This window comes from Diplocloster hominis (genome assembly GCF_032380655.1).
Lineage (GTDB): Bacteria > Bacillota > Clostridia > Lachnospirales > Lachnospiraceae > Diplocloster > Diplocloster hominis.
Map to the genome: position 1 here is coordinate 116092 of NZ_JAWDIY010000006.1, position 26893 is coordinate 142984.

The 26893-nt window shown below is 47.9% G+C and carries 26 protein-coding genes and 2 tRNA genes; 24 read left to right on the top strand and 4 right to left on the bottom strand.

Annotated features, from left to right (window positions below):
* Complete coding sequence (locus ABC831_RS07625; RefSeq protein ID WP_343247621.1) at positions 1–1053, bottom strand: LacI family DNA-binding transcriptional regulator; 1053 nt, start codon at positions 1051–1053, stop codon at positions 1–3.
* A gap of 278 nt (positions 1054–1331) precedes the next feature.
* Here ABC831_RS07625 and ABC831_RS07630 point away from each other — a divergent pair, with 278 nt between their 5' ends.
* The 8 genes from ABC831_RS07630 (at position 1332) to ABC831_RS07665 (ending at position 9180) form a co-directional block, all read left to right on the top strand.
* Positions 1332–2381, top strand: a complete 1050-nt coding sequence (locus tag ABC831_RS07630; protein ID WP_343247622.1) for an ABC transporter substrate-binding protein — start codon at positions 1332–1334, stop codon at positions 2379–2381.
* A 78-nt stretch (positions 2382–2459) separates the two neighbouring features.
* Positions 2460–3245, top strand: coding sequence for an ABC transporter permease (locus tag ABC831_RS07635; RefSeq protein ID WP_343247623.1), 786 nt, complete (start codon positions 2460–2462; stop codon positions 3243–3245).
* Positions 3245–4033 carry an ABC transporter permease gene (locus ABC831_RS07640; RefSeq protein ID WP_343247624.1) on the top strand — a complete coding sequence of 263 codons (789 nt, stop codon included), beginning with the start codon at positions 3245–3247 and terminating at the stop codon, positions 4031–4033. Before ABC831_RS07635 ends, ABC831_RS07640 begins: the two co-directional genes overlap by 1 nt.
* Entirely contained in the window at positions 4030–4788 is a 759-nt protein-coding gene (locus ABC831_RS07645) for an ABC transporter ATP-binding protein (protein WP_343247625.1), read from the top strand. The genes ABC831_RS07640 and ABC831_RS07645 overlap by 4 nt, the downstream gene beginning before the upstream one ends.
* Before the next feature lie 4 nt (positions 4789–4792).
* The gene (locus ABC831_RS07650; protein WP_343247626.1) at positions 4793–5542 is read left to right on the top strand and encodes an ABC transporter ATP-binding protein; all 750 of its coding nucleotides are present in this window, start codon (positions 4793–4795) and stop codon (positions 5540–5542) included.
* Between the two features lie 13 nt (positions 5543–5555).
* On the top strand, positions 5556–7163 hold the full coding sequence (locus ABC831_RS07655) for a sulfatase family protein (protein WP_343247627.1): 1608 nt from the start codon (positions 5556–5558) through the stop codon (positions 7161–7163).
* A 290-nt stretch (positions 7164–7453) separates the two neighbouring features.
* Positions 7454–8476 (top strand): LacI family DNA-binding transcriptional regulator, encoded by a 1023-nt coding sequence (locus ABC831_RS07660; RefSeq protein ID WP_343247628.1) that lies wholly within the window; start codon positions 7454–7456, stop codon positions 8474–8476.
* Between the two features lie 137 nt (positions 8477–8613).
* Entirely contained in the window at positions 8614–9180 is a 567-nt protein-coding gene (locus ABC831_RS07665) for an RpiB/LacA/LacB family sugar-phosphate isomerase (protein WP_343247629.1), read from the top strand.
* 386 nt (positions 9181–9566) lie between these two features.
* On the opposite strand, the gene ABC831_RS07670 is transcribed toward ABC831_RS07665, so the two are convergent.
* The 3 genes from ABC831_RS07670 to ABC831_RS07680 form a co-directional block, all read right to left on the bottom strand.
* The gene (locus ABC831_RS07670) at positions 9567–10289 is read right to left on the bottom strand and encodes an ABC transporter permease (RefSeq protein ID WP_343247630.1); all 723 of its coding nucleotides are present in this window, start codon (positions 10287–10289) and stop codon (positions 9567–9569) included.
* Positions 10289–11131, bottom strand: a complete 843-nt coding sequence (locus ABC831_RS07675; protein WP_343247631.1) for an ABC transporter ATP-binding protein — start codon at positions 11129–11131, stop codon at positions 10289–10291. Before ABC831_RS07675 ends, ABC831_RS07670 begins: the two co-directional genes overlap by 1 nt.
* Positions 11132–11291: 160 nt before the next feature.
* Positions 11292–12209 (bottom strand): LytTR family transcriptional regulator DNA-binding domain-containing protein, encoded by a 918-nt coding sequence (locus ABC831_RS07680; protein WP_343247632.1) that lies wholly within the window; start codon positions 12207–12209, stop codon positions 11292–11294.
* Positions 12210–12771: 562 nt separating this feature from the next.
* Here ABC831_RS07680 and ABC831_RS07685 point away from each other — a divergent pair.
* The 16 genes from ABC831_RS07685 (at position 12772) to ABC831_RS07760 (ending at position 26780) form a co-directional block, all read left to right on the top strand.
* Positions 12772–13263 carry a MarR family winged helix-turn-helix transcriptional regulator gene (locus tag ABC831_RS07685; protein ID WP_343247633.1) on the top strand — a complete coding sequence of 164 codons (492 nt, stop codon included), beginning with the start codon at positions 12772–12774 and terminating at the stop codon, positions 13261–13263.
* Between the two features lie 136 nt (positions 13264–13399).
* Positions 13400–14572, top strand: a complete 1173-nt coding sequence (locus ABC831_RS07690) for an ArsA family ATPase (protein WP_343247634.1) — start codon at positions 13400–13402, stop codon at positions 14570–14572.
* Between the two features lie 21 nt (positions 14573–14593).
* Positions 14594–14839 carry a hypothetical protein gene (locus tag ABC831_RS07695; protein WP_343247635.1) on the top strand — a complete coding sequence of 82 codons (246 nt, stop codon included), beginning with the start codon at positions 14594–14596 and terminating at the stop codon, positions 14837–14839.
* A 44-nt stretch (positions 14840–14883) separates the two neighbouring features.
* Positions 14884–16056 carry an ArsA family ATPase gene (locus ABC831_RS07700; protein ID WP_343247636.1) on the top strand — a complete coding sequence of 391 codons (1173 nt, stop codon included), beginning with the start codon at positions 14884–14886 and terminating at the stop codon, positions 16054–16056.
* 185 nt (positions 16057–16241) lie between these two features.
* The gene (locus tag ABC831_RS07705) at positions 16242–18527 is read left to right on the top strand and encodes a hydratase (protein WP_343247637.1); all 2286 of its coding nucleotides are present in this window, start codon (positions 16242–16244) and stop codon (positions 18525–18527) included.
* A 323-nt stretch (positions 18528–18850) separates the two neighbouring features.
* Positions 18851–18924, top strand: a tRNA-Met gene (locus tag ABC831_RS07710).
* 386 nt (positions 18925–19310) lie between these two features.
* Positions 19311–20186 carry a class B sortase gene (srtB, locus tag ABC831_RS07715; protein ID WP_343247638.1) on the top strand — a complete coding sequence of 292 codons (876 nt, stop codon included), beginning with the start codon at positions 19311–19313 and terminating at the stop codon, positions 20184–20186.
* Between the two features lie 45 nt (positions 20187–20231).
* Positions 20232–20963: an NAD-dependent protein deacylase gene (locus ABC831_RS07720; protein ID WP_343247639.1), complete on the top strand. Its 732-nt coding sequence runs from the start codon at positions 20232–20234 to the stop codon at positions 20961–20963.
* The gene (locus ABC831_RS07725; protein ID WP_343247640.1) at positions 20964–21146 is read left to right on the top strand and encodes a DUF951 domain-containing protein; all 183 of its coding nucleotides are present in this window, start codon (positions 20964–20966) and stop codon (positions 21144–21146) included.
* 127 nt (positions 21147–21273) lie between these two features.
* Positions 21274–21561 (top strand): 30S ribosomal protein S6, encoded by a 288-nt coding sequence (gene rpsF, locus ABC831_RS07730; RefSeq protein ID WP_158345649.1) that lies wholly within the window; start codon positions 21274–21276, stop codon positions 21559–21561.
* A gap of 30 nt (positions 21562–21591) precedes the next feature.
* On the top strand, positions 21592–22047 hold the full coding sequence (locus ABC831_RS07735; protein ID WP_343247641.1) for a single-stranded DNA-binding protein: 456 nt from the start codon (positions 21592–21594) through the stop codon (positions 22045–22047).
* A 41-nt stretch (positions 22048–22088) separates the two neighbouring features.
* On the top strand, positions 22089–22352 hold the full coding sequence (gene rpsR / locus ABC831_RS07740) for a 30S ribosomal protein S18 (protein ID WP_158345647.1): 264 nt from the start codon (positions 22089–22091) through the stop codon (positions 22350–22352).
* 285 nt (positions 22353–22637) lie between these two features.
* Positions 22638–24686, top strand: a complete 2049-nt coding sequence (locus tag ABC831_RS07745) for a DHH family phosphoesterase (RefSeq protein WP_343247642.1) — start codon at positions 22638–22640, stop codon at positions 24684–24686.
* The gene (gene rplI, locus ABC831_RS07750) at positions 24687–25133 is read left to right on the top strand and encodes a 50S ribosomal protein L9 (RefSeq protein ID WP_343247643.1); all 447 of its coding nucleotides are present in this window, start codon (positions 24687–24689) and stop codon (positions 25131–25133) included.
* 13 nt (positions 25134–25146) lie between these two features.
* The gene (gene dnaB, locus ABC831_RS07755) at positions 25147–26478 is read left to right on the top strand and encodes a replicative DNA helicase (RefSeq protein WP_158345644.1); all 1332 of its coding nucleotides are present in this window, start codon (positions 25147–25149) and stop codon (positions 26476–26478) included.
* A 230-nt stretch (positions 26479–26708) separates the two neighbouring features.
* Positions 26709–26780 (top strand) — tRNA-Gln (locus ABC831_RS07760).
* Positions 26781–26893: the final 113 nt, after the last annotated feature.

Genomic DNA, 26893 nt, shown 5'->3' on the forward strand with positions numbered 1-26893 from the left:
TTAGCGTTCGCCGTCGATTTTTTTACGGATGTTCTCTCTTATGACGATCTCACAGGGAACTTCTTTTACCAGGTCAGGATTGATTTGTCCGGCCAGAAGCGAATCAAAGATCGTTTTAATGGTTAAATAGCCTTGTCGGAACGGCTCCTGGCTTAAGGTGACAGAGATATAGCCTTCCTCAAGCCCTTTGGTGATAAAGGATTGGATGTCCAGGGTGATAATATTGATCTTATGGAGCAGCCCTAGTTCTTCCAACGCCCGGATACCACCGTCACTAATAGAGGTGGAATACCACAGGGAGGTTATACCCGGATTTTCCTGAAAGTATTTTTTGACCGTTTTGTAGATCATGATCTCATCGTTCGTGATTTCGCAGATATCGGCAAGTTCAATGTCAGGATAATTCTGCATAATCGAATCTTTTAGACCCAGGATCCTTTGCACATGCCCTGACATCTTCAGAGAGGGTGTGATGACTGCGAGCCTTTGGGGGACTTTAGGGGAGATCAGATGGAACATACCTGCGGCGATGCAGCCGGTCTCATACGCGTTGGTTCCGATAAAAGGATGCCTGTGCCTGGTTTCGATATCATTGATGAAACAAAAAATAGGAAAGCCGGAAGCGATCAGCGCATCCATTTTATCGATTATTCTCTGGTCATTAATAGGGGTGACAGCAATGGCCTTGACGTCCATCGCCAAAAGCTCATCAAAGATCCGGAGTTGGTCATCTACATTAAAATTATTACAGGCACGGATAATGACTTGAACACCGAAATCGATAATTTCCTGCTGTGCCTGCTGAATCCCTTTCATTACCTCGTCGTTGAAGCCTGCGGTTTTCATATGGAATATAACTCCAATCTTAGGCGGATTTTTTTTCATAACTAAGGATTTTGCCATCAAATTCGGAGTATAGTTCATTTCCTTTATGATCAGCCGGATCCGGCTTTCCACTTCAGGACTGACTCTGCCCCGGTTATTGATGACCCGGTCAACCGTACCTATGGAAACACCTGCCATCTCAGCGATTTTTTTTATTGTTACTGCCATATGAAGCCTCCATCTGATTTTCAGCTTGTTATATTTTTAGGTGAAACTCTATGGAATAATTATGGTACATTTGGAGACAATTGTCAATAATGCGTTAACGATATCATTTGGAAAATATGGAGGAAAAAGAAAGAAAAATGGGGCAATATATACTAAAATAATAACTAATTATTTAAAAATAATGTATAATTTATATTAAAATCGGTTCTTTTTGATTGATACAGTGGTTTGGAATTCTGATTAGTGTGTTAACGTACACACGGAAAAGGAGAATGTATATGAAAAAGTCGATAAGTGTAGCTGTTTGTGTGTTGTGTGTTGCTTTCATCGTCTGTTCCATGGGGGGATGTGCTGGGAAATCAAGTAAGATCAAAGTCGCAACAAAAGCGACGACAGAGGGGGTCGCAGTACAATATGCATATGATAAGGGCTATTTTAAGGATGAGGGGCTCGATGTTGAAGTCATGATGTTTGCTACCGGAGCCCCGATTAATGAGGCAATGGCGGCAAAAGAGGCTGATATCGCAGCCAGCGGAAATGCGACGATCTTTTCCCTGGCTACAGGGGAGACTACTCTGCTGGCAGAGCTTACATCGGCAGCCGGAGGGATGGGTCTGTTTGCCAGGCCGGATTCCGATATCCTGACCCAAAAGGGGCTTGTGGAAGAGCTGCCTGACATGTATGGGTCTGCGGATACCGTTAAGGGGAAAACATTTCTCGCGGCGCTGGGAACCTCCACACAGCTCAATGTACAGAAATATGCGAACAGATTTGGGTTAAATAAGGAAGATGTGGAAATCATACATATGGACTTTGGACCGGCTTACCAGGCGTTCGTCAACGGGGAAGGCGATGTGATCGCCACGATTCCGCCCTATTCCTTTGACCTGATGCGGGATGGAAATGTGCAGATCGCTTCCTATGTGGATGCCACAGGTTTCGACGCCTGCGATGCCCTATTTGTGAGAAATGAGTTCCTGGCCGGTAACCGGGAGGATGTGGTGAAATTCGTAAAGGCCATGATGCGGGCAAATTCTGATCTGCAGGATGATAAGCTGCGTGCGGAATATTCGATCGATTTCTTCAATAATAATGGCAAGAGTTATGACAACGAAATGATGCAACAGGAAATAAAAGTCCGGAGCTACCTTGCAAAAGACCAATATACCGCCGGAGATTACGTGTTTGGCAAGAGTTTTTATGAGCAGGGGGATTTCTTTGTAGAAAACGGCAACATTGAACAGGACAAAGTGCCAAATATTAAAAAAGCCTGTGATCCGGCCGTGTTAAATGAGGCGCTGGGAATCTCAGTTGAAAAGCCGGAATAAGGGGAAAGCAATTAAGGAGCTAATGACAATATTCAAATAGGTTAAGTGCCGTTGCAAAGCGGCAGAATGGAGCCATCCATGAAGAAAAGAAAATTTACGAAGTATACCATTATTTCTGCGGCGGCAGTGATTCTGTTTTTGCTTCTGTGGCATCTGTGTACGGATGGAGCGGGGGCCGGAAATAGAAATATGCTCTTGCCAAGCCCTACTGCCGTGGTCAAGGCACTGGTTGAAAAATGTTATGACCCCAATCCGGAAGGGGCCACCCTGCTTGTACATATCGCCGCCTCTTTGAAAGTGGCACTGAGCGGCTATCTGATCGGTCTGCTGATCGGAATCCCATTGGGAATCTGTATGGCCTGGTATAAGGGGATCGACTATTTTGTGAGACCCGTATTTGATCTCATCCGTCCGGTACCGGGGATTGCGTGGATCCCGCTTATGATTATCTTCTTCGGTATCGGTCTGTTATCCAAAGCCATGGTTATCTTCCTGTCGTCCTTCACAGCCTGCGTGATCAACTCTTATTCAGGTATTAAACAGACCAGGACGGTCCACCTGTGGGTGGGGAAGACTTTTGGATTCAGCAATACGAGGCTATTATTCAAAGTGGCGATTCCAACTTCGATGCCAATGATACTGACGGGGATGAAGGGGGCGCTGGCTACCTCCTGGGGTGCCCTGATCGCTGCAGAGCTGTTGGCTTCCACAGCCGGGGTAGGTTTCATGATCCAGCAGGCCAGGGCAGTGATCCGGCCGGATATTATTATCGCAGGTATGGTAGTGATCGGAGCCATTGGAGCCTTATTGTCCATGCTGTTAACGCAACTTGAGAAACAGCTGCTGAAAGGGGGAAGATGGTGATGAAAAAAAGCTGGAATAAAGAGGGGATAGGAAAGACACTGGCAGCAATTGTCTCCATCACCTGCTTTTTGTTGATCTGGCATGCGGTGACCAGCCTGACGGCGTTGGGGAATATCCTGCCGGGGCCTATCGCCACCCTGGAGGCATTTTTCCGTTCCTTCGTTCAGCCGATCGGACGGTATACCATCTGGGGGCATATCTTTTGGAGCCTGTCCCGGGTTCTGGTGGGATTTTTGGCTGCGGCTGTATGTGGGATTATTCTTGGTATCGCTATGTCGCGTTACCGCCTGGTGGAAGCAATTGCCTCCCCCTTTTATGAAATGATCCGGCCGATACCGCCGATTGCCTGGATTTCCCTTGCTATTTTATGGTTTGGGTTGGGTGAGCCAATGAAATATTTTATCATTTTTATCGGTGCGTTTAACAATATCACCATTAACGTCTATATGGGAGGTAAATCCGTGGATCAGGAGTTGGTCGGGGTGGCCAGGATGCTGGGCGCCAATGAAAAACAAGTCTTTACCACGGTGGTTATACCGGCGACAGTCCCTTATATCTTTGCCGGCCTCCATATTGGTCTGTCTATCAGCTGGGCGACCGTGGTCGCGGCAGAGATGGTGAGGTCCTCAGAAGGCCTGGGATGGATTGTGGTGAGCGGGATGGATTTTAATGATATCGGACAGATACTGGTAGGGATTATGGCGATCGGGATTATGGGCTTTCTTTTGATTACAGCGATGCGTGCTCTGGAAGCAAAAATCTGTGAATGGAATGTGAGGGGAGTATGATGGAGGACAACATTGTAAGCTGCAAAAATATCTGTATGACCTATCCATCTGCAGATGGTGGAGCAAACGTCCTGAAAGATATCAATTTTGAAGTCAGGGAAAATGAATTCGTGGTACTGTTTGGACCGGGCCAATGTGGGAAAACGACCATGGTAAATATTATTGCTGGCCTTCTTGCGCCAACTTCCGGTACGACCACTGTGGATGGAAAGGAAGTGGAGGGACCGGGGGCGGACCGGGGCGTCGTATTTCAGACGATCGCGTTGTTCCCCTGGCTTACCGTTATGCAGAATGTGGAGTATGGGCCCAAAGTGCGCGGGATCGATCGGGAGGAGCGCAGGAAACGCGCACAGTATTTTATCGATCTGGTAGGGCTGTCCGGCTTTGAGAATACTTATCCGGTAAAATTGTCGGGAGGTATGAAGCAGCGTGTTGGTATCGCCAGGGCATACTGCAACGACCCAAGGGTCCTTCTGATGGATGAACCTTTTGGCGCACTGGATGCCCAGACCCGGTACCTCATGGAGGAAGAATTGGAAAAAATATGGGAAAAGGAGAAAAAAACGATAATATTTATCACCAATAACATTGAGGAGGCCCTTTATCTGGCGGACAAGGTTGTGGTGTTCAGCAATTGCCCCGCCCATATCAAAAAAGAATATCTGGTGGATATGCCCCGTCCTAGGGACTATGTCTCTGCGCGTTTTCTTGAACTACGGAAAGAGATCAACAGTGTTGTTGATATTACGAGGTGATGCTATGCAGGAGAACGGAAAGGCAAAAGTGAAAGTAAATAATTTAACAAAACGTTTTGGGGATCTGCTGGTATTGGATGATATATCCTTTGAAGTGCCAGAGGAAGAGTTCCTGTGTATCGTGGGACCGACAGGATGTGGGAAAACGACGTTTCTGAATAGTCTTACGAACCTATATCAGGCCACATCAGGCGAAATATTGGTAGACGGGGAACCGGTGAACCCGAAAAAACATAGTATCGCTTATATTTTCCAGGAAAATTCTGTAATGCAGTGGCTGACAGTTGAAAAGAATATCGCCTTTGGACTGCAGACAAAAAAGATCTCAGCTGCAGACAAAAAAGTCAACGTGGAAGAATTTATGGAAATTGTAGGGTTGACGCCATACCGGAATTATTATCCGAACCAGTTGTCTGCCAGCATGCTTCAAAGGGTGTCCATCGCACGGGCCTTTGCATCGAAACCGGAGCTTCTGTTGATGGATGAGCCCTATGGGCAGTTAGACCTGATTTTGAAATACAAACTGGAAGATGAATTGATCAAGCTGTGGAAGAGGACGAAGACTACGGTATTATTCATTACACATAATATTGAGGAAGCGGTTTATCTGGGCCAGAAGATATTGGTACTAACGAATAAGCCGACAAAAGTCAAGAAGTTTATCGATGTCGATTTGCCTTATCCCAGAGATATCAGCTGCGAGAAATTTGTCCATTTGAGAAATAAAGTTACAGACTTAATAAAATGGTGGTAAAGGATGATAAAATATGAGTGGATTTCCAAATGTTCTATTATTGTATAGTGACCAGCACAGTGCCAGAGCGCTTGGCTGTTATGGAAACAAAGAAGTGAGAACGCCGAACCTGGACCGCCTCTCCAGAGAAGGGGTGACGTTTGACAACGCGTTCTGTAACAATCCGTTGTGTACTCCCAGCAGGATGTGTATGCTCAGCGGCCAGTATGCCCATAATTTCGGATACTATGGGTTAATGGGGAAAAAACCAGAGCATCTTCCGAATCTGTTTGGGTACATGAAACGTTTTGGCTACCAGACGGCGGCTATCGGTAAACTCCACACACCTGCTGGATGGGTATCGGAACAATGTGATTTTGTGGCGGACGGATACGGTTTTGAAACACCTGTCACAAAAGAAAATGTTTCAATGGAAGAAGGCTGCCAAGGCTTAAAGCAGGATGCCTATTCCCGATATCTAGAAACAGTGGGGCTGGCTGGTCAAAGGGATGACAAGATTTTTCAAGAATGGTATGAGGCCCATGGCTACGCGCAGGGGCAGTGTGTGGACGCTAGAGTCTCCAGAATCCCGAAAGAACATTCCTTCGAGGCGTGGTGCGGAAAAAATGCAAAAGAATTTATCGGTAAGACCAATCAATCAGGGAATCCTTTTTGCCTATGGCTGTCTATGCCCAGACCCCATCAGACCTACGGACCATCCAGGGAATTCTGGGACCTCTATGAGGGCGAGGAATTAGAGTTTCCGCCTAACAGCGGAGACGATATGTCGGGGAGAAGCATTGCCGCCCGGGATACGCAGAAGAGCTTTCAGGTAGACAAGGACTGGATCGCATTTGGCCCTAAAGATTTCGAATCGGCTAAAAAGCGAGTGCTCCACGGCTATTATGCATGTGTGACACAGATGGATTCCGTTGTGGGGGAGATACTGGATTATCTGGACGACCTGAAGCTGACGGACGAAACCATCATTGTTTACATGACTGACCATGGTGAATTTGCGGGAGAGCACGGAATGATTGAGAAAGCCCCCGGTATTGGGTTTTCCTGTGTGACCAAAATCCCTATGATTTGGAAATATAAAGGTTGTCACGCCGGGGAGAGGCGGGAATCTATTATTGAGAGTGTGGATGTGTTCCCCACGATCTGTGAGTTGGCCGGAATAAAACTACCAAACTGGCTGGATGGAAAAAGTGCTGTCAGCATTCTGAAGAACGACACCCCTATAAAAGGAATGGCCGTCACAGAAAATGCTACGACAAAGACCATCACGACCTCCCGCTATAAGCTGACCCAGTATCTTCCGGCATTTCATAAAGGTGAGGATTTTGGTGAACTTTTTGACAGGGAAAAGGACCCATGGGAATTACATAACCTGTATTTTGAAAAGGAGTACCGGAAGGTAGTAGAGGAATTGCGTTTCCAGCTGTACAGCTGGCTTGTCCTTACCACCAGAAATGTAACAGTTCATCCCAAGATCCCGGTGATGGACAAAGGGATGGATGTGGCTTCAGGCGTCTCCTGGGACCTGGCGGAAGCTACCGGGATCTGTGGGGAAGATGGGAAGATCGGAGCCTCCTTTTACGAGGGGATGATAGACTCTGGACATTTGAACTACTTATAGATTCTGCAGCAGATAGATAAAAGGTTGGAATCCATTGAATTTATGTATTCCAGCCTTTTTGTGACTAGTCTGCTACAAGTTTCTTTTCAGGTTTTGAAAGACGTTTGGAAATTAACGCGCAGATGAAATTTAGGCCCGGAATAGAAAAGGAATCTTGACTTTTGGGTTGGAAAAGTATATATTTAAGATAAATGAAAACGTTTTAATAAAGGCCGGACCGGGGCTTTCATTTAGCTGGGGTTCGTCCGGGGATAACGGATCAGATGACGCGCACAGGGGATACGGAAAAGATGGCTAAGACAGGGAGACGGACTACAATTAAAGAAGTGGCTGTGAGGGCAGGCGTTACGATCGGGACGGTATCCCATGTGATAAACGGTACGGCACCCATATCACCGGAGACTACGGAACGGGTGCGGGAGGCTGTACGGGAGCTGGATTATAAACCAAATCCGATGGCCAGATATATGAGATCCAAGAAGAGCAGGATGATTGGGCTGATGATACCGAACCTGAATAACAGCTTTTATTCGCAGGTGGCCAGTACTTTTATGGAGATGGCGGATGCGGATGGCTATACGGTTCTGATTCTGGGCTATGAATACTCTACGGAACGGGAGAAAAAAGAGCTGGAGAGCCTGGTGCAGAATAATGTGGACGCCGTAGTGGTTGTGAATGGGCACGATGATGAAGAGGCGATCGGCAGACTGACCCGGCAGGGAATATCTGTGATTCTGGCGGACCGGCGGATGGAGGAGTGTAAGATTCCTTATATTCAGTATGATAACAGAGAGATATTAGATCAGGTTATAGCGATGCTGAAGGAGAAGGGATACCGGTCGATAGGTTTTATTTCGGAAAAACTGGATTTGACGAACCTGCAGGACCGCTTTGAAGGATACAAAGAAGCGCTGGGGACTCATGGATATGAATTCCGGCAGGAGCACGTATTTATATCGGAAAAGCTTTGCCTGGACAATATGCGGGCCGGATATCAGTTTACAAAAGATTTACTGCAGGAATACAAGAAAGAGGAACTGCCGGAGGTTTTCCTGGCTTCCTCTGATCTGCTGGCGATCGGGATGCTGCGAGCATTTTTGGATGCAGGTTATCAGGTGCCGGGAGACTTTGGGGTGGTGGGCTATGATAATCTGCCGATAGCGGGTTTTGTGCGTCCCAGACTGACGACCGTGAATCAGGACAGAGAGCTGCTGGGGAAAGAACTTTGGCGGATGACCAGAGCCCGGATCGAGGACGGCATTGTGGAGAATGTTACTCTGCAGCAGGAGCTTATTATCAGGGAATCCTGCTAGAGTTATTATAATAGGCATTAAAACGTTTGAACGATGAGAAAAGTATAAAGGATTGGAGGGAAAAGGGAAGAGAAGGTATCCTGGTCGTTAAAACGTTTGAATGAGAGCTAAATAAATGTAAAAAGGAGAGAATGAGAATGAAAACAGTAAAAGACAAGTATGTATTGGTAGGCGCGGATTTTGCAGGATTTCCCCTGAAAGAGGCGGTCGTGGAGTATTTAAAAAGCAAAGGCTGGAAAGTCACTGATATCGGCGTAAAATCGGCGGACGAGGAGGACCCGGAAATGTTCCACCGGATCGGTCTCAAAGTCGGAGCTAAGATTACGGAGGGTGAATATGAGCGTGCGCTGCTCTTCTGCGGTACGGGTATGGGGATTCATATCGCAGCCAGCAAATGCCCGGGTGTATTCTCCGGTGTGGTGGAGAGCGTACCGGCCGCTTTGCGGGCGATTACCGGTAACGGTGTCAATGTCCTGGCTATGGGAGCCTTTTACGTGGCACCTCAGATGGGGAAAGAGATCGCGGAGGCATTTTTGACCCATAATCTGGGGGACGGCTATGAGTGGTGGCCGAATTTCTATGAATTCCATAAACTGGCTTGTGATGAACTGGATGCGTTCGATTATGAAGAGTTTAAGAAAAATGGTTTCGAAGTGAAGAGAATGGGGGATGTGGAGCTCTCTTTGATGGATAAACCGGAATAAAGGCAGCGGGCCGGGCCTATACAGACCGGCAGTGATCGCTCCGTTTTAAGATCAGGTGACAGTCAGGAATCAGGCCGGATCATAGGTTTTGACGAGATTAGATATAGAAGGTTAAAAAAGAATACAGCGGCGTCGCCAGGATATGAGATATACGAAAAACTCATACCCGGCGGCCCGCTGTTTTTTTGTTTCATAGGAAAGTGCTCCTATGAAATAAAAAACGCTCCGCGGGGATCGCACTACGGCGGAAAGGAAGATGCCGCTTACGCGGCCCGCCGTAGGCGGAGAGTTTCGCAAGCGAAACTCTTTTTCATTTTATAAGCTGAGGATTATGCAGGCGAAGCTCTTTTTCCATTGGTATTGTGTCTGCACAGCGAAGCGTCCGCTTAATTATCAAAGCCTCTTTTTTTATAAATAAAGCGGAATAATAAGGAACCGCCTATCACCCAGACCACGATGATACACAGCCGGACCGCTGATTTTCCGGAAAACAGCTCACCTTTCACCGCGTTATAGTAGAGCTGCAGCGAAGCGTCTATTGGCGATATGTAAGAAATGTAGCGGAACAGTTTGAACGCCCCGGAGAACATGGAGGGAATCAGCAGAATCAGCATAAGAGGTACCTGTAGAATACTGGTACTCATCTGGTCCCTGCATACAGATCCGATGACCGCGCTTAGCATGACCAGACAAAGGGTCCCCAGGAAGGTGAACAGCAGATAAGCCGGCAGATATACAAGCTCTGTTTTGGATAACAGGAAAACCAGGAGGTTCCCCGCCATCGTAATGACGATTCCCATGCAGATCTTCGATAAGAAGAACTCGGCTGCGCTTACATTGGAGAGAATCAGGGTGCGCAGTGTAAATTTTTCCTTTTCCTCCGCAATCGACGTGGAGGGGACCACGATGGCGCACATACAGGAATTCAGCAGCATACCGATGGCCAATAAGAATATGGACTTGTCCCCGCTGATATCAAGGGGCAGGAAATTATACAATACGACGAACATTAACGGGATCAGGTTACAGATAAACATCGCCGGGTTTTTCAGGTAATCACAGAGATCCTTTTTAAATAAAGCTTTCCATTTGCGTAGTGAGATATTCATCAGAGTCCCCTCCCTGTCAATTGTAAAAAGATTTCTTCCAGATTCGGCTCCTGGGAATGGATCGTCAGGCATTGGCCGGATGAAATAATTTCCATAATTTTTTGGGCTCCTTCCCTGTCCTTGGAAAAGGTAAGCCGTTCTTTCTCTTTCGTGAGAACCTGGATTTGATCCTGGGCGAACTTAAGCTTCAGTTCTTCGGGTGAGCCGGTGAGGATCAATCGGCCTTCATTCAGGATACCGATCCGATTACAGAGTTTGTCAGCTTCTTCCATATTATGGGTAGTCAAAAAGATAGTGGTACCGCTTTTATTCAACTCCTGAAGCATCATATGAACCTCATGTATATTGGCCGGGTCCAGACCGTTAGTGGGCTCATCCAGGAACAGCAGCGTGGGCTTATGTATAATGGCGGCAGCCAGGACAGTCCGCTGACGCATCCCTTTGGAACATTTCTTGATCAGGGTCTTTCGGGTTTCGGACAGATTCATCCTTTTTAAGATGGTCTCCACATCCTGTCTGGAGATATTTCGGATTCTGGCAAAAAACAGCAGATTTTCTTCAATCGACATCCGCTCGTAGAGCCCGTTGGTATCGGACAGGATACCGATCCGGTCATAATCATCCCGGGTAACCGAGCTGATGTCTTTGCCCAGGACGCGGATCGTGCCTTCCTCTTTCTGCAGTTGCCGTGTCAATAATTTGATGGTGGTAGTTTTTCCGGCGCCGCTTGGACCAAGGAATCCGAACACCTCACCGGGCTTCACACAGAAGCTGATATGATCCAGAGAAAATGTGGTGCCAAAATGAAGACTGACATTTTCCAGAAAAATCATTTCTTCCATAACTTCAGGTCTCCTTTGTTGAGTTTTTTACCATTATGTCATATCCGAAAATGATTTCAAGTATTTCAGACCGGTCAGCGCTTTTATTAGACCGAAAGAGCCTGCAACCCGACGAATGGAGCATGCAAATGGATGAATGGAGAAGAAATGGGACAGACAGCTACCATTGGAAGGTTTCTTTTAATTCGGCCAACCGGCCTTTGGATAGCGGGATCTGGCTTTTGTCCTGATTGTTTAAAACCAGGACATAACTGTTCTTTGTCCATTTCTCAAACCGTTCCACCTTCTGCAGATTTACCAGATATGAACGATGACAGCGGAAAAAACCGGATTTTTTCAGATTTTCCTCCAGCTGGTCCATCGTGCTCTGCACCGGGAAAAGCTCTCCCCGGACAGATATGTAATTATTTTTATTCGAACTTTCCACATAATCAATGTCTTTTGGATCAAATAACAGAACACGGCTCCCGGATTTTGCCGGAATTTTTAATATTTCGAAGGTGTCCTCCTCACAGTTACTGGAATCCTCCTCCTCGTGCTCTGCCCGGTGAAATGTTCCGTTTTCGTAATAATAAGCGGTTCCTGGCATCAGAAGGGTATGACGAAGAGAGGAATGCACGGTAATAAAATGAACGCCATTGTCACACTGTTCATCCACCCAGTGCAGAACTTTCTTCGTTCCGTCCTCGTCCAGATTCAGCAGCGGCTCTTCCAGAAAACAAAACTCAGCCCGCTGCATACTGATACGGGCCAGGTGGGTCTTCATACATTCCCCCGGCTTTAAGTCCCTCATCCGCCGGCGGGATAAGCCCAGCAGGCCGAAGTCTGCCATCACCGCATCCAGATCCCGGGTTTCTCCGAAAAGCTCATGAAAAAAACGCAGATAACTGCGAACCGTATCCCTTTCATATCCCTTCTCCTGAAGAGTGATGTAAGCCGCGTTTTTGCCGCGCATGTGTTCCTTTATATATAGAAATAATTCATTCATAATCTCCTGGTTACATTCTATATGCAGACAGCCGCAGGTGTCCGAATGGTTCAGGAGATCTTCGATCGCTTCCTGTATAGCAGGGGTCATTCTGATACCTTCTTTATCATTTGATTAAGAGAAGCAATCCCTATGTAGCAGCGAAATGCTGCGATTCTGTCCGCAGGACATGTATTAAGGGATGCTGTAAAGTATACCTTATGGAGCAGCGAATGCTGCGACCCAGTCCGCAGGACATGTATTATGGGATGCTGTAAAGTATACTATAAGATGCAGGCCTTGTACAGAGCGGAACAAAGATTTTATTTGACAGTAAGTGGAAAAATAGTTCCTTTCATGGCCGGATGGGAGGGGACTGGCACGTTCCGTCAGAAGGGCCGGCCAGTTGGTTACGGATGGCGGAAGGGGCCTGTCCCAGTATGCCGGTCTATTAGAAGAAAACTAAGCCTGCCTTTACTTATCTGGAACTACTCCAGCCGGCATCCTGGGACAGGCCCCTTTCTCCACGCAGTTACTGGAAGATCCATCTCTACTGCCGAAAGGTGCCAGTCCCCTCCCATCCGGCCGAAAAAATGTGATAGGAGGGTTGACAAATAAATAGTTCGGGCGTAGAATTAAAATAGTTCGAATAAAGAAGTAAATGGTGGCGGCGATGGGAAAGAATGAGACAGAACTGGAAATAGAACAGAATATAGCGGCATTCGTGGATGAGGTGAAGGATCTGCTGTCCCCGGAGATCTGGCAGAATATCCTGATGGATTGTTCCAAAAATGAGCTGTTTCTGCTGTGGCTGCTGTATCGGGAGAAGGAAGTGAACATGACCAGGGCGGCGGAGTATATGAATGTACCGCTGAACACCGCTACGGGCATCGTGGGCAGGATGGAGAAACGGGGAATCGTTCTGCGGGTCCGCAGTGAGGAAGATAAAAGGGTAGTGACGATTCGGCTGAGCGCAAAAGGGATGGAGCAGATACTGGCCATCATAAACGAGCTTATGTATTATGGTACAAAAGTGCTGGAAAACTTCAGCCAGGAAGAGCTGAAACTTTTTTTCCGCATGATGGATAAGTTAAAGATGGTTATGAGGGAAGAAAAAGAAAAACAGACACAAAAACGTAAAGTGAGGAAAATACCAATCAGTTAAAGGGTCTATGAATCAGGACCCTTTTGCTGGAACATATACTTCGAGAACCGAAATATTCAATTGCAGAACTAGTTAGTTAGAGCACAACGACGAACGGAATCTGAATTTTTCTTTCAATGATATCAGGAGGTGCAGGATGAGCAGAATTTATATTTTTACAGGAAAGGGCGGCGTAGGAAAAACCAGTGTGGCGGCTGCCCACGCGGTGTTAAGCGCGCAGGAGGGAAAGCGCACGCTGCTGGTCAGTACGGATATGGCGCATAATCTGGGAGATGTATTTGAGAGGAAGCTGGGCAAAGAACCGGTATGCCAGACAAAGAACCTGGATCTCTATGAGATTGATCCGAATTATGTAATGGAACAGGATTTCCGGGATATCTTGGAATGCATCGGTAAAATGCTGCCGGACAGCAGCGGCAAGAGTATGGAAGACTTCGGAATGCTTCCCGGAATGGAAGAACTGTTTTCCCTTTTAAAGATCGCGGATATCCGGGATACAGGTGCCTATGAGCGGATTATAGTAGACTGTGCACCGACCGGAGAGACCTTGTCGCTGCTAAAATTTCCCGAGCTGCTTTCCTGGTACATGGAGAAACTGTTTCCGATCGGGAAAGTGGCGGTGCGGGTATTGTCGCCGGTCTCAAAGCGGCTGTTTGAGCTGGAGCTTCCGAACCGGCAGGCGATGACCGATATCGAACGCATGTATCTCAAATTGATCCGGCTCCAGGAACTCTTAAAAGACCGGAATACGACAAGCATACGGCTGGTGGCCATGCCCGAAAAAATGGTAGTGGAGGAGACAGAGCGAAACTATATGTATATGAACCTGTATAATTTTAACGTGGATGGGCTGTATATCAACCGGGTTATTCCGGCGGACATCGGCAATCCGTTCTTTGACGAATGGCTGGAAATCCAGACAAAATATATCACCCGGCTGGAAGAGAGCTTTAAAGAGCTGCCCCTGTGTTACATTCCATGGTATGAAGAGGAAGTAAGGGGGACGAAGGCGGTGGAGAGGATCTGCAAAGACGTGCTGTCAGGAAAGGAAGTGTTTGAATCTTCCGTACAGGTTAAACGGGAACAGTTCGAGCAGGTGGACGACGGATATATTCTGACCGTTTTCATACCGAATGCCCGGAAAGAAGACCTGGATGTCTATCAGACAGAGACGGAAGCCGTGATACGTCTGGGAAACTATAAGAGGAACATTCCTCTGCCAAACGCGCTAAAGACCTATCAGATCACCTCGGCCAAGCTGGAAAACGGGAAGCTCCGGCTTAGATTTCAACTGGAATGCGCACATTAACGCGCGTCATGGAGGGAAATTATGAATAAAAGCAGATCCGATCGTATAAAAGAAGCAAAACACTATGAATGGCTGGCAATTAAGGCGCTCTTGCCGGAAGAGGTATCTCCCCGCCTGGAAACCATAGGAAAAGAACTGGAAGCGCTGGTGTCCGAAGGTCTGGCCTCATGCAAGACAGAGCTTATGAACATCATTATAAAAGAAACGAACGGACAGGGGGAAGGGGAGCCGCTATCTGGTGTAAGGAAGATCCATATAGAAGAATAGCCGGTCAATGACTAAAACGAATAGAGAACGAGGAGGTTCCGGAGATGAGGATTATCATCTATACAGGAAAAGGCGGAGTTGGAAAGACCACAGTGGCCGCCGCCACAGCACTGAGGCTTTCAGAGTCGGGGAAAAGGGTACTGATCATGAGTACGGACCAGGCGCATAGTCTGGGAGACGCATTTGACAAAAAAGTAGGCAGAGAAATAATCAAAATACAGGAAAATCTGGATGCCCTGGAAATCGACACCCTGTTCGAAAACGAAAAAAGCTGGGGGCATCTGAGAAGCTACCTGAAGAGGATGCTGACCATAAAAGGGGAAGGAGGGATCGAGGTAGAAGAACTGTTGGTATTTCCGGGGCTGGAAGAGCTGTTGTCCATGTTCCGCATCCTGGATATTTATGAAGAAAATACCTACGATGTCCTGATCGTAGATTGCGCGCCCACCGGAGAGACACTTTCCCTTCTGAAATATCCGGAGATGCTGTCCGGTTTTATGGAAAAAATTCTTCCCTTTAAGCGCAAGAGCGCCAAAATCGCAGGGCCGGCCATAGAAAAAATCACAAAAATACCAATGCCTGAGGACAGCGTATTCGATGACATTGAGTACCTGATGGACAAAATGCAGCGTCTTCAAACGCTGCTGCTGGACAAAGAAACGCTGAGCATCCGCCTGGTAACCACTCCTGAAAAAATAGTTATTCAGGAGACCAGGCGGACCTTCACCTGTCTGTACCTGTTCAACTATAATGTTGATGCCATCGTGATTAACAGAATCTATCCCGCGCAGGCCATGGAAGGCTACTTCAGCAAGTGGATCGAACACCAGGAAGAAGGCCTCCGGGAAATCCGGCAAAGCTTCTCGGAAATTCCCCGTTTCCAACTGGAGCTTAAGCCAAAGGAGGCGCGCACCATTCCGGAACTTCTGGTACTTGGCCGCCAGTTATTCCAGGATGCCGATCCCTCGGCCATTTTTTTCCGGAAAGAGATCTTTCACCTTCAAAAAGAACCTGGCTGTATAACCATAAGGATCTTCCTGCCTTTTGCGGACAAAGGGGACCTGGATCTGAAACAAAACGAGGAAGAACTTATCTTAAGCGTAAGGAACGAGACCCGAAGATTTCCGCTTCCGTTGGAGTGCCGGAATCAGCCGATCCATTCTGCCCGGTATAGAGAAGAGTATCTGGTGATAAAATTTGAGGCTGTTTGTTCATAAGCTTGCCGGCAGGGCCGTTAGGAAGGGATGGGAGGAAGGACTGGGAGAGGCCTGGGATTATTTTTTTGGTGCGTTTTATAGGAGAATGATGTATAATGTTAAATGGTTGTGGAGCCGGAATGGCTTTCCACCCTGCTTTTTGGAAAATAAACGTTTTTTAACGTGTTGAAGGAGGATATGTTTTTATGGTAAAACTTTATGACAGCGGTGTTTATCTGGTAAATGGGACCGAACTGGTTGAGGATGGCCCGCAGGCCGCAGCGGTTTTGCAGAATAAGTATGGACACTCAGTGACCAGGGAAGAGGCGGCTGCCGGAACGATGGCTTATGGGATTCTGAAGGATCATAATACTTCGGGAAATATGGAAAAGCTGCAGGTTAAGTTTGACAAGCTGACTTCGCATGATATTACTTTTGTGGGAATCATCCAGACGGCGAGAGCTTCCGGGCTTGAGAAATTTCCGGTGCCTTATGTGCTGACCAACTGCCATAACAGCCTGTGCGCGGTGGGCGGTACGATTAATGAGGATGACCACATGTTTGGTCTGACCTGCGCTAAGAAATATGGCGGCGTTTATGTACCCCCTCACCAGGCGGTTATCCATCAGTATGCCCGGGAGATGCTTTCCGGCGGCGGAAAGATGATTCTGGGGTCCGACAGCCATACCCGTTATGGGGCCCTTGGCACCATGGCTATGGGAGAAGGCGGACCGGAGCTGGTGAAACAGCTTTTGAATAAGACTTATGATATTAATATGCCGGGAGTCGTAGCGGTGTATCTGACGGGGACACCGAATAAAGGGGTTGGCCCCCAGGATGTGGCGCTGGCTATTATCGGAGAAGTGTTCGGCAACGGCTATGTGAATAACAAGGTTATGGAATTCGTAGGACCCGGCGTGGATCAGCTGAGTGTGGATTTCCGGATCGGTATCGATGTTATGACGACGGAAACTACCTGCCTGTCCTCGATCTGGAAGACGGATGAGAAGGTAAAAGAGTATTATGATATCCATGGACGGGTGGAGGAATATAAGGAGCTGAATCCCGGAGCCGTGACTTACTATGATGGGTGCGTCTATGTGGATCTGAGCCAGGTGAAGCCCATGATCGCCATGCCGTTCCATCCCAGCAATACCTACACGATAGAGGAATTAAATGCCAACCTGCTGGACATCCTGGAAGAATGCGAGAAGAAGGCGCTGGTAAGTCTGGACGGAGCCGTGGAGTTTAAATTAAGAGATAAAGTACGGAACGGAAAGTTATATGTGGATCAGGGAATCATTGCGGGATGCGCCGGCGGCGGCTTTGAAAATATCTGTGACGCGGCGGATATTGTCCGCGGCAGAAGCACCGGGGCCGATGAATTCACCCTGAGCGTATATCCGGCCAGCACGCCGATCTATATGGAGCTGGTTCGCAACGGCTGCATTGCCGACCTGATGGAGACCGGCGCCATTGTGAAAACCGCGTTCTGCGGTCCCTGCTTCGGAGCGGGTGACACGCCCTGCAACAACGGATTTTCCATTCGTCATACCACCCGTAATTTCCCTAACAGGGAGGGGTCCAAGCTGCAGAGCGGACAGATCTCTTCCGTAGCGTTGATGGATGCCCGTTCCATCGCGGCGACGGCGGCCAATCAGGGATACCTGACGGCAGCCACAGATCTGGATGTGGAATACCGCGGCCCGAAATATCATTTTGACAAGACGATCTATAAAAACAGAATCTTTGACAGCCATGGAGTGGCAGATCCTTCCGTCGAGATCAAGTTCGGCCCTAACATCAAGGACTGGCCGGCCATGTCCGCGCTTCCTGAGAATATGGTGTTAAAAGTGGTTTCCGAAATCCATGATCCGGTCACTACCACCGATGAACTGATCCCCTCCGGAGAGACCTCATCCTACCGTTCCAACCCTCTGGGCCTGGCTGAGTTTACCCTTTCCAGAAAAGATCCCGCCTATGTGGGGCGCGCCAAGGAAGTCCAGAAGGCGCAAAAAGCCATCGAAGCCGGTACCTGCCCGCTGGACGCGCTGGAGGAACTAAAACCCGTATTCGAAGCGATCCACACCCGGTATCCTGAAGTGGGCGAGGGAAATGTCGGTGTGGGAAGTACTATCTTTGCCGTAAAACCCGGTGACGGCTCCGCCAGAGAGCAGGCGGCATCCTGCCAGAAAGTACTGGGCGGCTGGGCCAATATCGCCAATGAATACGCCACCAAGAGATACCGTTCCAACCTGATCAACTGGGGCATGCTGCCCTTCCTGATCGAAAAAGGGGATCTCCCCTTCAAGAACGGAGACTATCTCTTCATCCCTGGTATCCGTGAAGTGATAGAGCAGAAGAAAGGTCAGTTAAAAGCCTACGTGGTAAGCGACGGCCTGAAAGAATTCGAATTAAAGTTAGGTGAGCTTACCGACGACGAGAGGAGCATCATTCTCAAAGGCTGCCTGATCAATTATTACAGGGGCTGACTATTTATCATACATCGCACGTAAGCGGCTAAAAAAATTATTTGTCAAATTAATCTACTAGAAAAGAGCTGGTAAAACAGCCCGGGAGAGTAAAAAAAGATGACTGAAAAGGGACAGGCACAAATCGATGCAAAGCTGCGGAAACCCCGTAATCTATAGGGATTTTATAAATGGGGAATTGAATTTGCCTGTCCCTGCTGTTGGTAAAAAGAAAATCAGGAATAATTCCTGAGATTCCTGCGTATAATAAGATATAATCCGTCAATAAGATATAAACTTGACATTACCAATGAAACGTACTATACTAATAAAGCATCAAGTGACGCGGGGTGGAGCAGTCTGGAAGCTCGTCGGGCTCATAACCCGAAGGTCGTAGGTTCAAATCCTACCCCCGCTACTTAAAACAGCCTATCCACGGGCTGTTTTTTATTTTTTCATAGGAAAGTGCTCCTATGAAATAAAAAACGCTCCGCGGGGATCGCACTACGGCGGAAAGGAAGATGCCGCTTACGCGGCCCGCCGTAGGCGGAGAGTTTCGCAAGCGAAACTCTTTTTCATCATAAGAAAGTGTTCCTATGAAATAAAAACGCTTTGCAGGAGGAGAGTTTTGCCCATATCCCGGCCTTTTTTGCATCCTCCGCCTAAGATTCCTTCCCTCTGGAAAATTCTAGATTGTAGTCCATAACCTATTTTAATATGGAAGAAGATGTGGTATATTTGATAAGAAATGATTTACCATGGCTGCATAGAAACTAATGAGTAACGGCAGGAAAGGAGAGCCTTATGGACATTCTGGATCTTGATGATGATATAAAGGAAGAAAAAGAAAAACGCGAAGAGGAGCATAAATCTCAAAAACCTTCTCCCAAAAAGAAGGGAGGCAAAGGGTGGTCGGCCGCCAGCAAGGTAGTGCTTGCGATCTCTGTGCTGGTATTTTTGTTTGCCGCCTGGCAGCTGGTCTCCATATTTGTAGGGTACAAACAGGGCAGCGACGAGTACAAAGACCTGGAGCAGTTTGTTGCGGAGGAAGAACCAGAACCCAAACCCATTGAAGCTTCCGGGGGAATCGCCGCGGATGTGGAGGAAGAGAAGCCTCTGACCGAGACTATTTCAAGAGCCAGCTTTGACGAGCTGAAGGCCATCAATTCAGACATCGTGGGCTGGATTGAATTTGAAAATATTGATATTAATTATCCGGTGGTCCAGACCGGAGACAATGATTATTACCTGACCCATACGGTGAAAAACACCAGGAACAGTGTGGGCGCCATTTTTGTGGAATACACAAATAACGCGGATTTCCAGGATGATAACACCTTTATCTATGGACATAACATGAAGAACGGTTCCATGTTCGGGCTGCTGAAAAAATATAAGGACCCGTCATACTATCAGGCGAACCAATTCTTCTGGATCTACACGCCGCAGGGGGATTACATGTATCAGATCTTCTCCTGCCATGAGGCGGAGCCGGAGTCTGAGACCTACACCAACGGGTTTGGTTCCAAAGAAAGCTACGCTTCGTACCTTCAGACGATCAAAGATTTATCCCTGTATGATACCGGTGTGGCTGTGACTTCCGATGACAAAATTGTCAGCCTGTCCACCTGTACAAAAGACAAGGGTGTACGTTTTGTGGTTCACGCCAAAAGGCTGTAGCAGGGATACCTGTTTGTGCGGAAAAACCGCAGGTGGGAGGGAATCATGGATACTATCGAAACATTGCAGAAGTGGATCGACAGCAGTGACAATATCGTATTTTTCGGAGGTGCCGGTGTCTCAACCGAAAGCGGTATTCCCGACTTCAGGAGTGTGGACGGACTGTATCATCAGGAGTATGATTATCCGCCTGAGACGATGTTAAGCCGCACCTTTTATGAGAGAAAGCCGGAAGAATTCTATCGTTTCTACCGGAACAAGATGCTCTATCTGGATGCCATGCCAAATGAGGCCCACAGGAAGCTGGCCGAACTGGAGCAGGCGGGCAGATTACGGGCGGTGATTACCCAGAATATAGACGGCCTTCACCAGAAGGCCGGCAGCAAAGAGGTACTGGAGCTGCACGGCAGTGTGCTGCGCAATTACTGTTCCCGCTGCAAACGGTTCTATCCGGTGGAGGCGGTTACGCGGTCTTCGGGGGTACCTCATTGCGAGTGCGGCGGTAAGATTAAGCCGGATGTTGTATTATATGAAGAGGGTCTGGATCAGAAGATCCTTTCGAAAGCAGTGAAATATATAGAAAATGCGGATATTCTGATCATCGGCGGTACGTCTCTGGTCGTATACCCGGCGGCCGGACTGATCGATTATTACAGAGGCGATAAGCTGGTCCTGATCAACAAAGCGCCCACCGGTATGGACTACAAGGCAGATCTGCTGGTACAGGGCAGCATCGGAGAGATTTTGGGTCAGATACAGGTGCATGGAGGCAGATAGATGGACTATGAAGTGGGAGATATCGTAAAACTGAAAAAGCAGCATCCCTGCGGCAGCCAGGAGTGGGAAATACTCCGGGTAGGTGCGGATTTCAGGCTGAAATGTATGGGATGCGGACATCAGATCATGATTGCCAGGAAAATGGTGGAAAAAAACACGAAAGATCTTCGCAAAAAACCTTGAAATCACGGACAATCTGTGCTATTATAGTAGCTCGTGATATATTATTCGTTCCGTAAGGAACTGATGATTTAATCCTTGTTCCCTGCGCTGACAGGGGGCCAAAGACCATAAGGAGGTGTAAGAACACATGAACAAGTACGAATTGGCAGTCGTCTTAACTGCAAAGATTGAAGACGAAGAGAGAGTCGCTACCATCGAAAAGATCAAAGGTTACGTGGAACGCTTCGGCGGCACCATCACCAAAGTGGATGAATGGGGCAAAAAGAGACTGGCCTATGAGATCCAGAAGATGAGAGAAGGCTTTTATTACTTTATCCAGTTTGAGGCGGATTCAGATGCTCCGGCAGAGATCGAGAGACGTATCCGGATCATGGAAAATGTAATCCGCTATTTGTGCGTAAAACAGGGTGAGTAAGACGACTGTGCACATATAGGAGGAGTCAGTATGAACAAAGTTATTTTAATGGGGAATTTGACCAGAGATCCTGAAGTCCGGTATTCCGGCGGAGAAAACTCCATGGCGATCGCCAGATTTTCACTGGCTGTCAGCCGCCGGTTCAGCCGTAACAGCGATACCGATACGGATTTCTTTAACTGTACTGCATTCGGCAAACAGGCCGAGTTTGTTGAGCGTTATTTCCACAAAGGAATGCGTATGCTGTTAAGCGGCCGGGTTCAGAATGACAATTATACGAACAGAAACGGTGAAAAAGTCTACTCCGTGCAGATCATTGCGGATGACATTGAATTCGCCGAGAGCAAAAACTCCAGTGCGGGTAATGCAGGGGGCTTTAATGCAGGTGGATTTCAGGATGCGGGCAGACCCGAACCCAGCCAGGCGGTTGGTGACGGCTTCATGAACATTCCGGATGGAATTGATGAAGAGCTGCCGTTTAACTGATGATATTGAGCGGTTTTTAATCTGATAGGAGGTAATGAACAATGGCATATAACAGACCTGATGGCCAGGGTGGTCCGATGAAGAGACGCGGCGGCCGCAGAAGAAAAAAAGTCTGTGTGTTCTGTGGTAAAGAGAACAACGAGATCGATTACAAGGATGTAAACAAATTAAAAAGATATGTCTCTGAAAGAGGTAAAATTCTTCCCAGAAGAATTACCGGCAACTGTGCAAAACATCAGCGTGCGCTGACAGTTGCGATTAAGAGAGCGAGACATATCGCTCTGATGCCGTATACGGTTGATTAAAAATAAAGGGCTGCCCGCTGGGCGGCCCTTTTTTGAGCCGGCCTTATGGAAGGGGACTGGCACTTTTCGGAAGCAAGCCGAAGCCTTCAGGCGACTACGTGGAGAAAAGGGCCTGTCCCCTCTTAACCTTAAGGCGGCTAAAGAAAATCTTAAGGGTTCCATAATCTTTCAAAAAATGATATAATACAATTTATCAGAATTCGCATTGTGCAGACTGATGAATATTATATATATGGATGGCGGGGGTTATTCGAAGATCCGCCTGTGGTTTATAGGAGAAACAGCATGAACGAGAAAATCCGATTAAAGGGACAATTGAAATCCTATATGCGATGGCCGTTACTGCTGACGATTCTGCTTGTACTGATGAATATATGGATCTATGTGATCGATCTGCGGGCCGGCGCGTTGATGACGGCTTTTGTTATCGTCTATGTTCTGGTCGTATTCATCCTTTATATATACAACAAGCCGCTGATCGTCAATGAACTTATTTCATTTGCCACCCAGTACGGACAGGTTCAGAAGAAACTATTGAAAGAGCTGGCGATTCCCTATGCGCTTCTGGATGAGAAGGGTAAGGTCATCTGGATGAATCACGCCTTCAGCGAAGTGACAGAGAGGGAGCGGACCTACCGGCGGTCTGTGACGAATATTTTTTCGGAGATTACCCAGCAGCAGCTTCCGTTGCAGGATGAGATGAAAACCATGCACGTGCACCTGGAAGAAAGGGATTTCCGGGCGGATTTGAAATACGTGGGAATGGAAGAGATGGCGGAGTCCAATACGCTGGTGGATGCGCCGGATTATGAGGGCTACCTGGTCGCCCTGTATCTCTATGACGAGACCGAGATCAACCGCTATATTCAGGAAAATGAGGAACAGAGGCTGGTGTGCGGCCTGATTTACATTGATAATTTTGAGGAAGCGCTGGAGAGCGTGGAGGAAGTCAGAAGATCCTTGCTGATCGCGTTGGTGGACCGGCGGGTGAATAAATATTTCTCCGGCTATGACGGACTGGTGAAAAAGCTGGAAAAGGATAAATATTTCGTGGTTTTCAAACACAAATATGTGGCCCAGCTCCAGGAGAATAAGTTTGATCTGCTGGATGAAGTGAAGACGGTAAATATAGGAAATGAAATGGCCATTACGCTGAGTATCGGTCTTGGTATGGATGGCGAGAGCTACAATAAAAATTATGAGTATGCCCGTATTGCCATAGATCTGGCCCTGGGCCGCGGCGGAGATCAGGCCGTGGTGAAAAAGGGCGAGAAGTTAGAGTACTACGGAGGAAAGACCAAGCAGGTGGAGAAGAGCACCCGCGTCAAGGCCAGAGTGAAAGCCCATGCCCTCCGGGAGGTTATGGAGAGCAAGGATAAGGTGGTCATTATGGGCCATCAGATCACGGATGTGGATTCCTTCGGCGCCGCTGTGGGCATCTATCGCGCGGCCAGGGTGCTGAACAAGCGAGCTTACATTGTCATCAATGAAGTGACCACTTCCATCCGTCCCATGATGGAAGGATTCATTGTAAATCCCACGGAGTATGAAGAGGATATGTTCATCCCCGGCGAGCGAGCCGAGGAACTGGTTGACAATAATACGGTGTTAGTGGTGGTGGACACGAATAAACCCAGCTTTACGGAATGCCCGCGCCTGCTGAATATGACCAAGACCATAGCCGTACTGGATCACCACCGGCAGGGGGCTGAGGTGATATCCAATGCAATCTTATCGTACATCGAACCGTATGCTTCCTCTACCTGTGAGATGGTAGCTGAGATTCTTCAGTATTTTGAAGAGGGAATTAAGATTAAGAACCTGGAAGCGGACTGCATATATGCGGGTATTATCATAGATACGAATAATTTTATGAGCAAGACCGGAGTGCGTACCTTTGAGGCGGCAGCCTTCTTAAGGCGCTGCGGCGCGGATGTCACCAGAGTGCGTAAGCTGTTCCGGAATGATATGGGAGCTTATAAGGCCCGGGCGGAAGCGGTGCGTCATTCCCAGGTTTACCGGGATGCCTTTGCCATCGCCGTATGCCCCAATGAAAACATAGAAAGCCCTACCATCGTGGGAGCCCAGGCGGCCAATGAGCTGCTGAACATTATAGGAATCAAGGCGTCCTTTGTGCTGACGGAATATAACAACAAGATTTACTTAAGTGCCCGGTCCATAGATGAAGTGAATGTCCAGCTGATCATGGAGAGGCTTGGCGGCGGCGGACATATGAACATCGCAGGCGCACAGCTTACGGGCTATACGATGGAGCAGGCCATCGAATATCTGAAAAATACACTGGATCAAATGATAGAAGAAGGAGCGTTATAGATGAAAGTAATTTTATTGCAGGATGTAAAGTCACTGGGAAAGAAAGGCGACACGGTCAATGTCAATGACGGTTACGCCCGGAATTTTATTCTGCCGAAGAAACTGGGTGTGGAAGCCACTACTAAAAATATGAATGATCTGAAGTTACAGAAAGCCCACGAGGAGAAACAGGCGCAGGAGATATATGACGAAGCGCTGCTGCTGAAGGCTCAGATCGAAAAAGCACAGATAAAGCTCTCCGTTAAGACAGGAGAAGGCGGAAAGACTTTTGGAAGCGTCTCCTCCAAAGAGATCGCGCAGGCCGCCAAAGAACAGATCGGACTGGATATCGACAAGAAAAAGATGCAGCTGCCGAATCCGATCAAGACCATCGGCACCCATGGAGTGCCCGTCAAGCTGCATCCGAAAGTAACCGCTGAGTTGAAAGTGATCGTGGAAGAAGCTTAGGAGGAATCCTTTTATGGATGAAGCGCTCATAAAAAGAGTACCGCCCCACAGCATCGAGGCAGAGCAGTCGGTTATCGGCTCTATGATTATGGACAAAGAAGCTATCGTCATCGCATCGGAATTGATATGCGGTGACGATTTCTATCAGAGCCAATACGGAATCCTCTTTGAGACGATGGTGGAGCTGTACAATGAGGGAAAACCGGTGGACCTGGTCACCTTACAGGACCGCTTAAAAGCCAAGGATGTGCCGCCGGAGGTCAGCAGCCTGGAATTTGTCAGGGATCTGATCACGGCAGTGCCCACTTCGGCCAATGTGAAATACTATGCCAATATCGTCAGTGAAAAATCTCTGCTCCGCCGGATGATCAAGACCACGGAAGAGATCACCAATGCCTGTTTCCTGGCCAAAGATAAAGTGGAAGACATTATGGAGGACACGGAAAAGAAGATCTTTGAGCTTCTTCAGACCCGGAATTCCGGAGATTTTGTCCCGATCCGCCAGGTGGTACTGGACGCGCTGGAGAAGATCAATCTGGCCTCCAAGACAAAGGGAACCGTAACCGGTATTCCCACCGGATTCCTGGATCTGGATTACAAGATGTCCGGCCTTCAGAACTCCGACCTGATTCTGGTGGCGGCCCGTCCCTCCATGGGAAAGACCGCCTTCGTCCTGAACATTGCCCAGCACGTGGCTTTCCGGGCCAACGTACCCACTGCGATCTTCAGCCTGGAGATGTCCCGGGAACAGCTGGTGAACCGTCTGTTCGCCCTGGAATCCAGGGTGGATTCCCAGTCGATCCGTACCGGTAATCTGTCCGACGCGGACTGGGAAAAATTAATCGAAGGCGTGGATGTGATCGGAAAGTCAAAACTGATGATCGATGACACCCCCGGTATCACAATCGCCGAGCTGCGAAGCAAATGCCGGAAATTTAAACTGGAACAGGACTTAGGACTGATAATCATCGATTACCTGCAGTTGATGTCCGGAAGCGGCCGCGGCACCGATTCCCGCCAGCAGGAGATCTCCGATATTTCCCGTTCCTTAAAGAAACTGGCCAGGGAACTGAACGTTCCTCTCATCGCCCTTTCCCAGTTAAGCCGTGCCGTAGAACAGCGGCCCGACCACAGGCCGATGCTCTCCGACCTGCGTGAGTCCGGAGCCATCGAGCAGGACGCCGACGTCGTCATGTTCATCTACCGCGATGACTACTATAACAAAGACACCGAAACTCCCAATATGGCGGAGATTATCATAGCCAAACAAAGAAACGGCCCCATCGGCACGGTAAATCTGGCCTGGCTGCCCCAGTACACGAAGTTTGCGAATATGGCCAAGTAACAGCCCCAATATCCGCCGGATAAAAGGGGACTGGCTCCTTTCGGCTGTAACGTCAGAGCGTAAGAAACTGCGTAGAGAAAGGTGCCTGTCCCCGGAAGTTGACTCGTAAAGGTCCGCATCCGGGTACCGTTATAACAAAACCCAAAAAAAACCAAAAAAATTATTTTTTTTAAAAAAAGGGCTTGAAATTCAAAAAAGGATCATGTATAATACACGTTGTTGAGCATTAATGGGCTATCGCCAAATGGTAAGGCAACGGACTCTGACTCCGTCATTTCAAGGTTCGAATCCTTGTAGCCCAGGTTAAGAAAAGGTTGTCTTAATCAATTAGGACAATCTTTTTTCTATATTGAAAAACTTTCGCGGACAGATTTTTTGCAAAAGTATCAAAGCCCAATCAATAAGAACCCTGCCT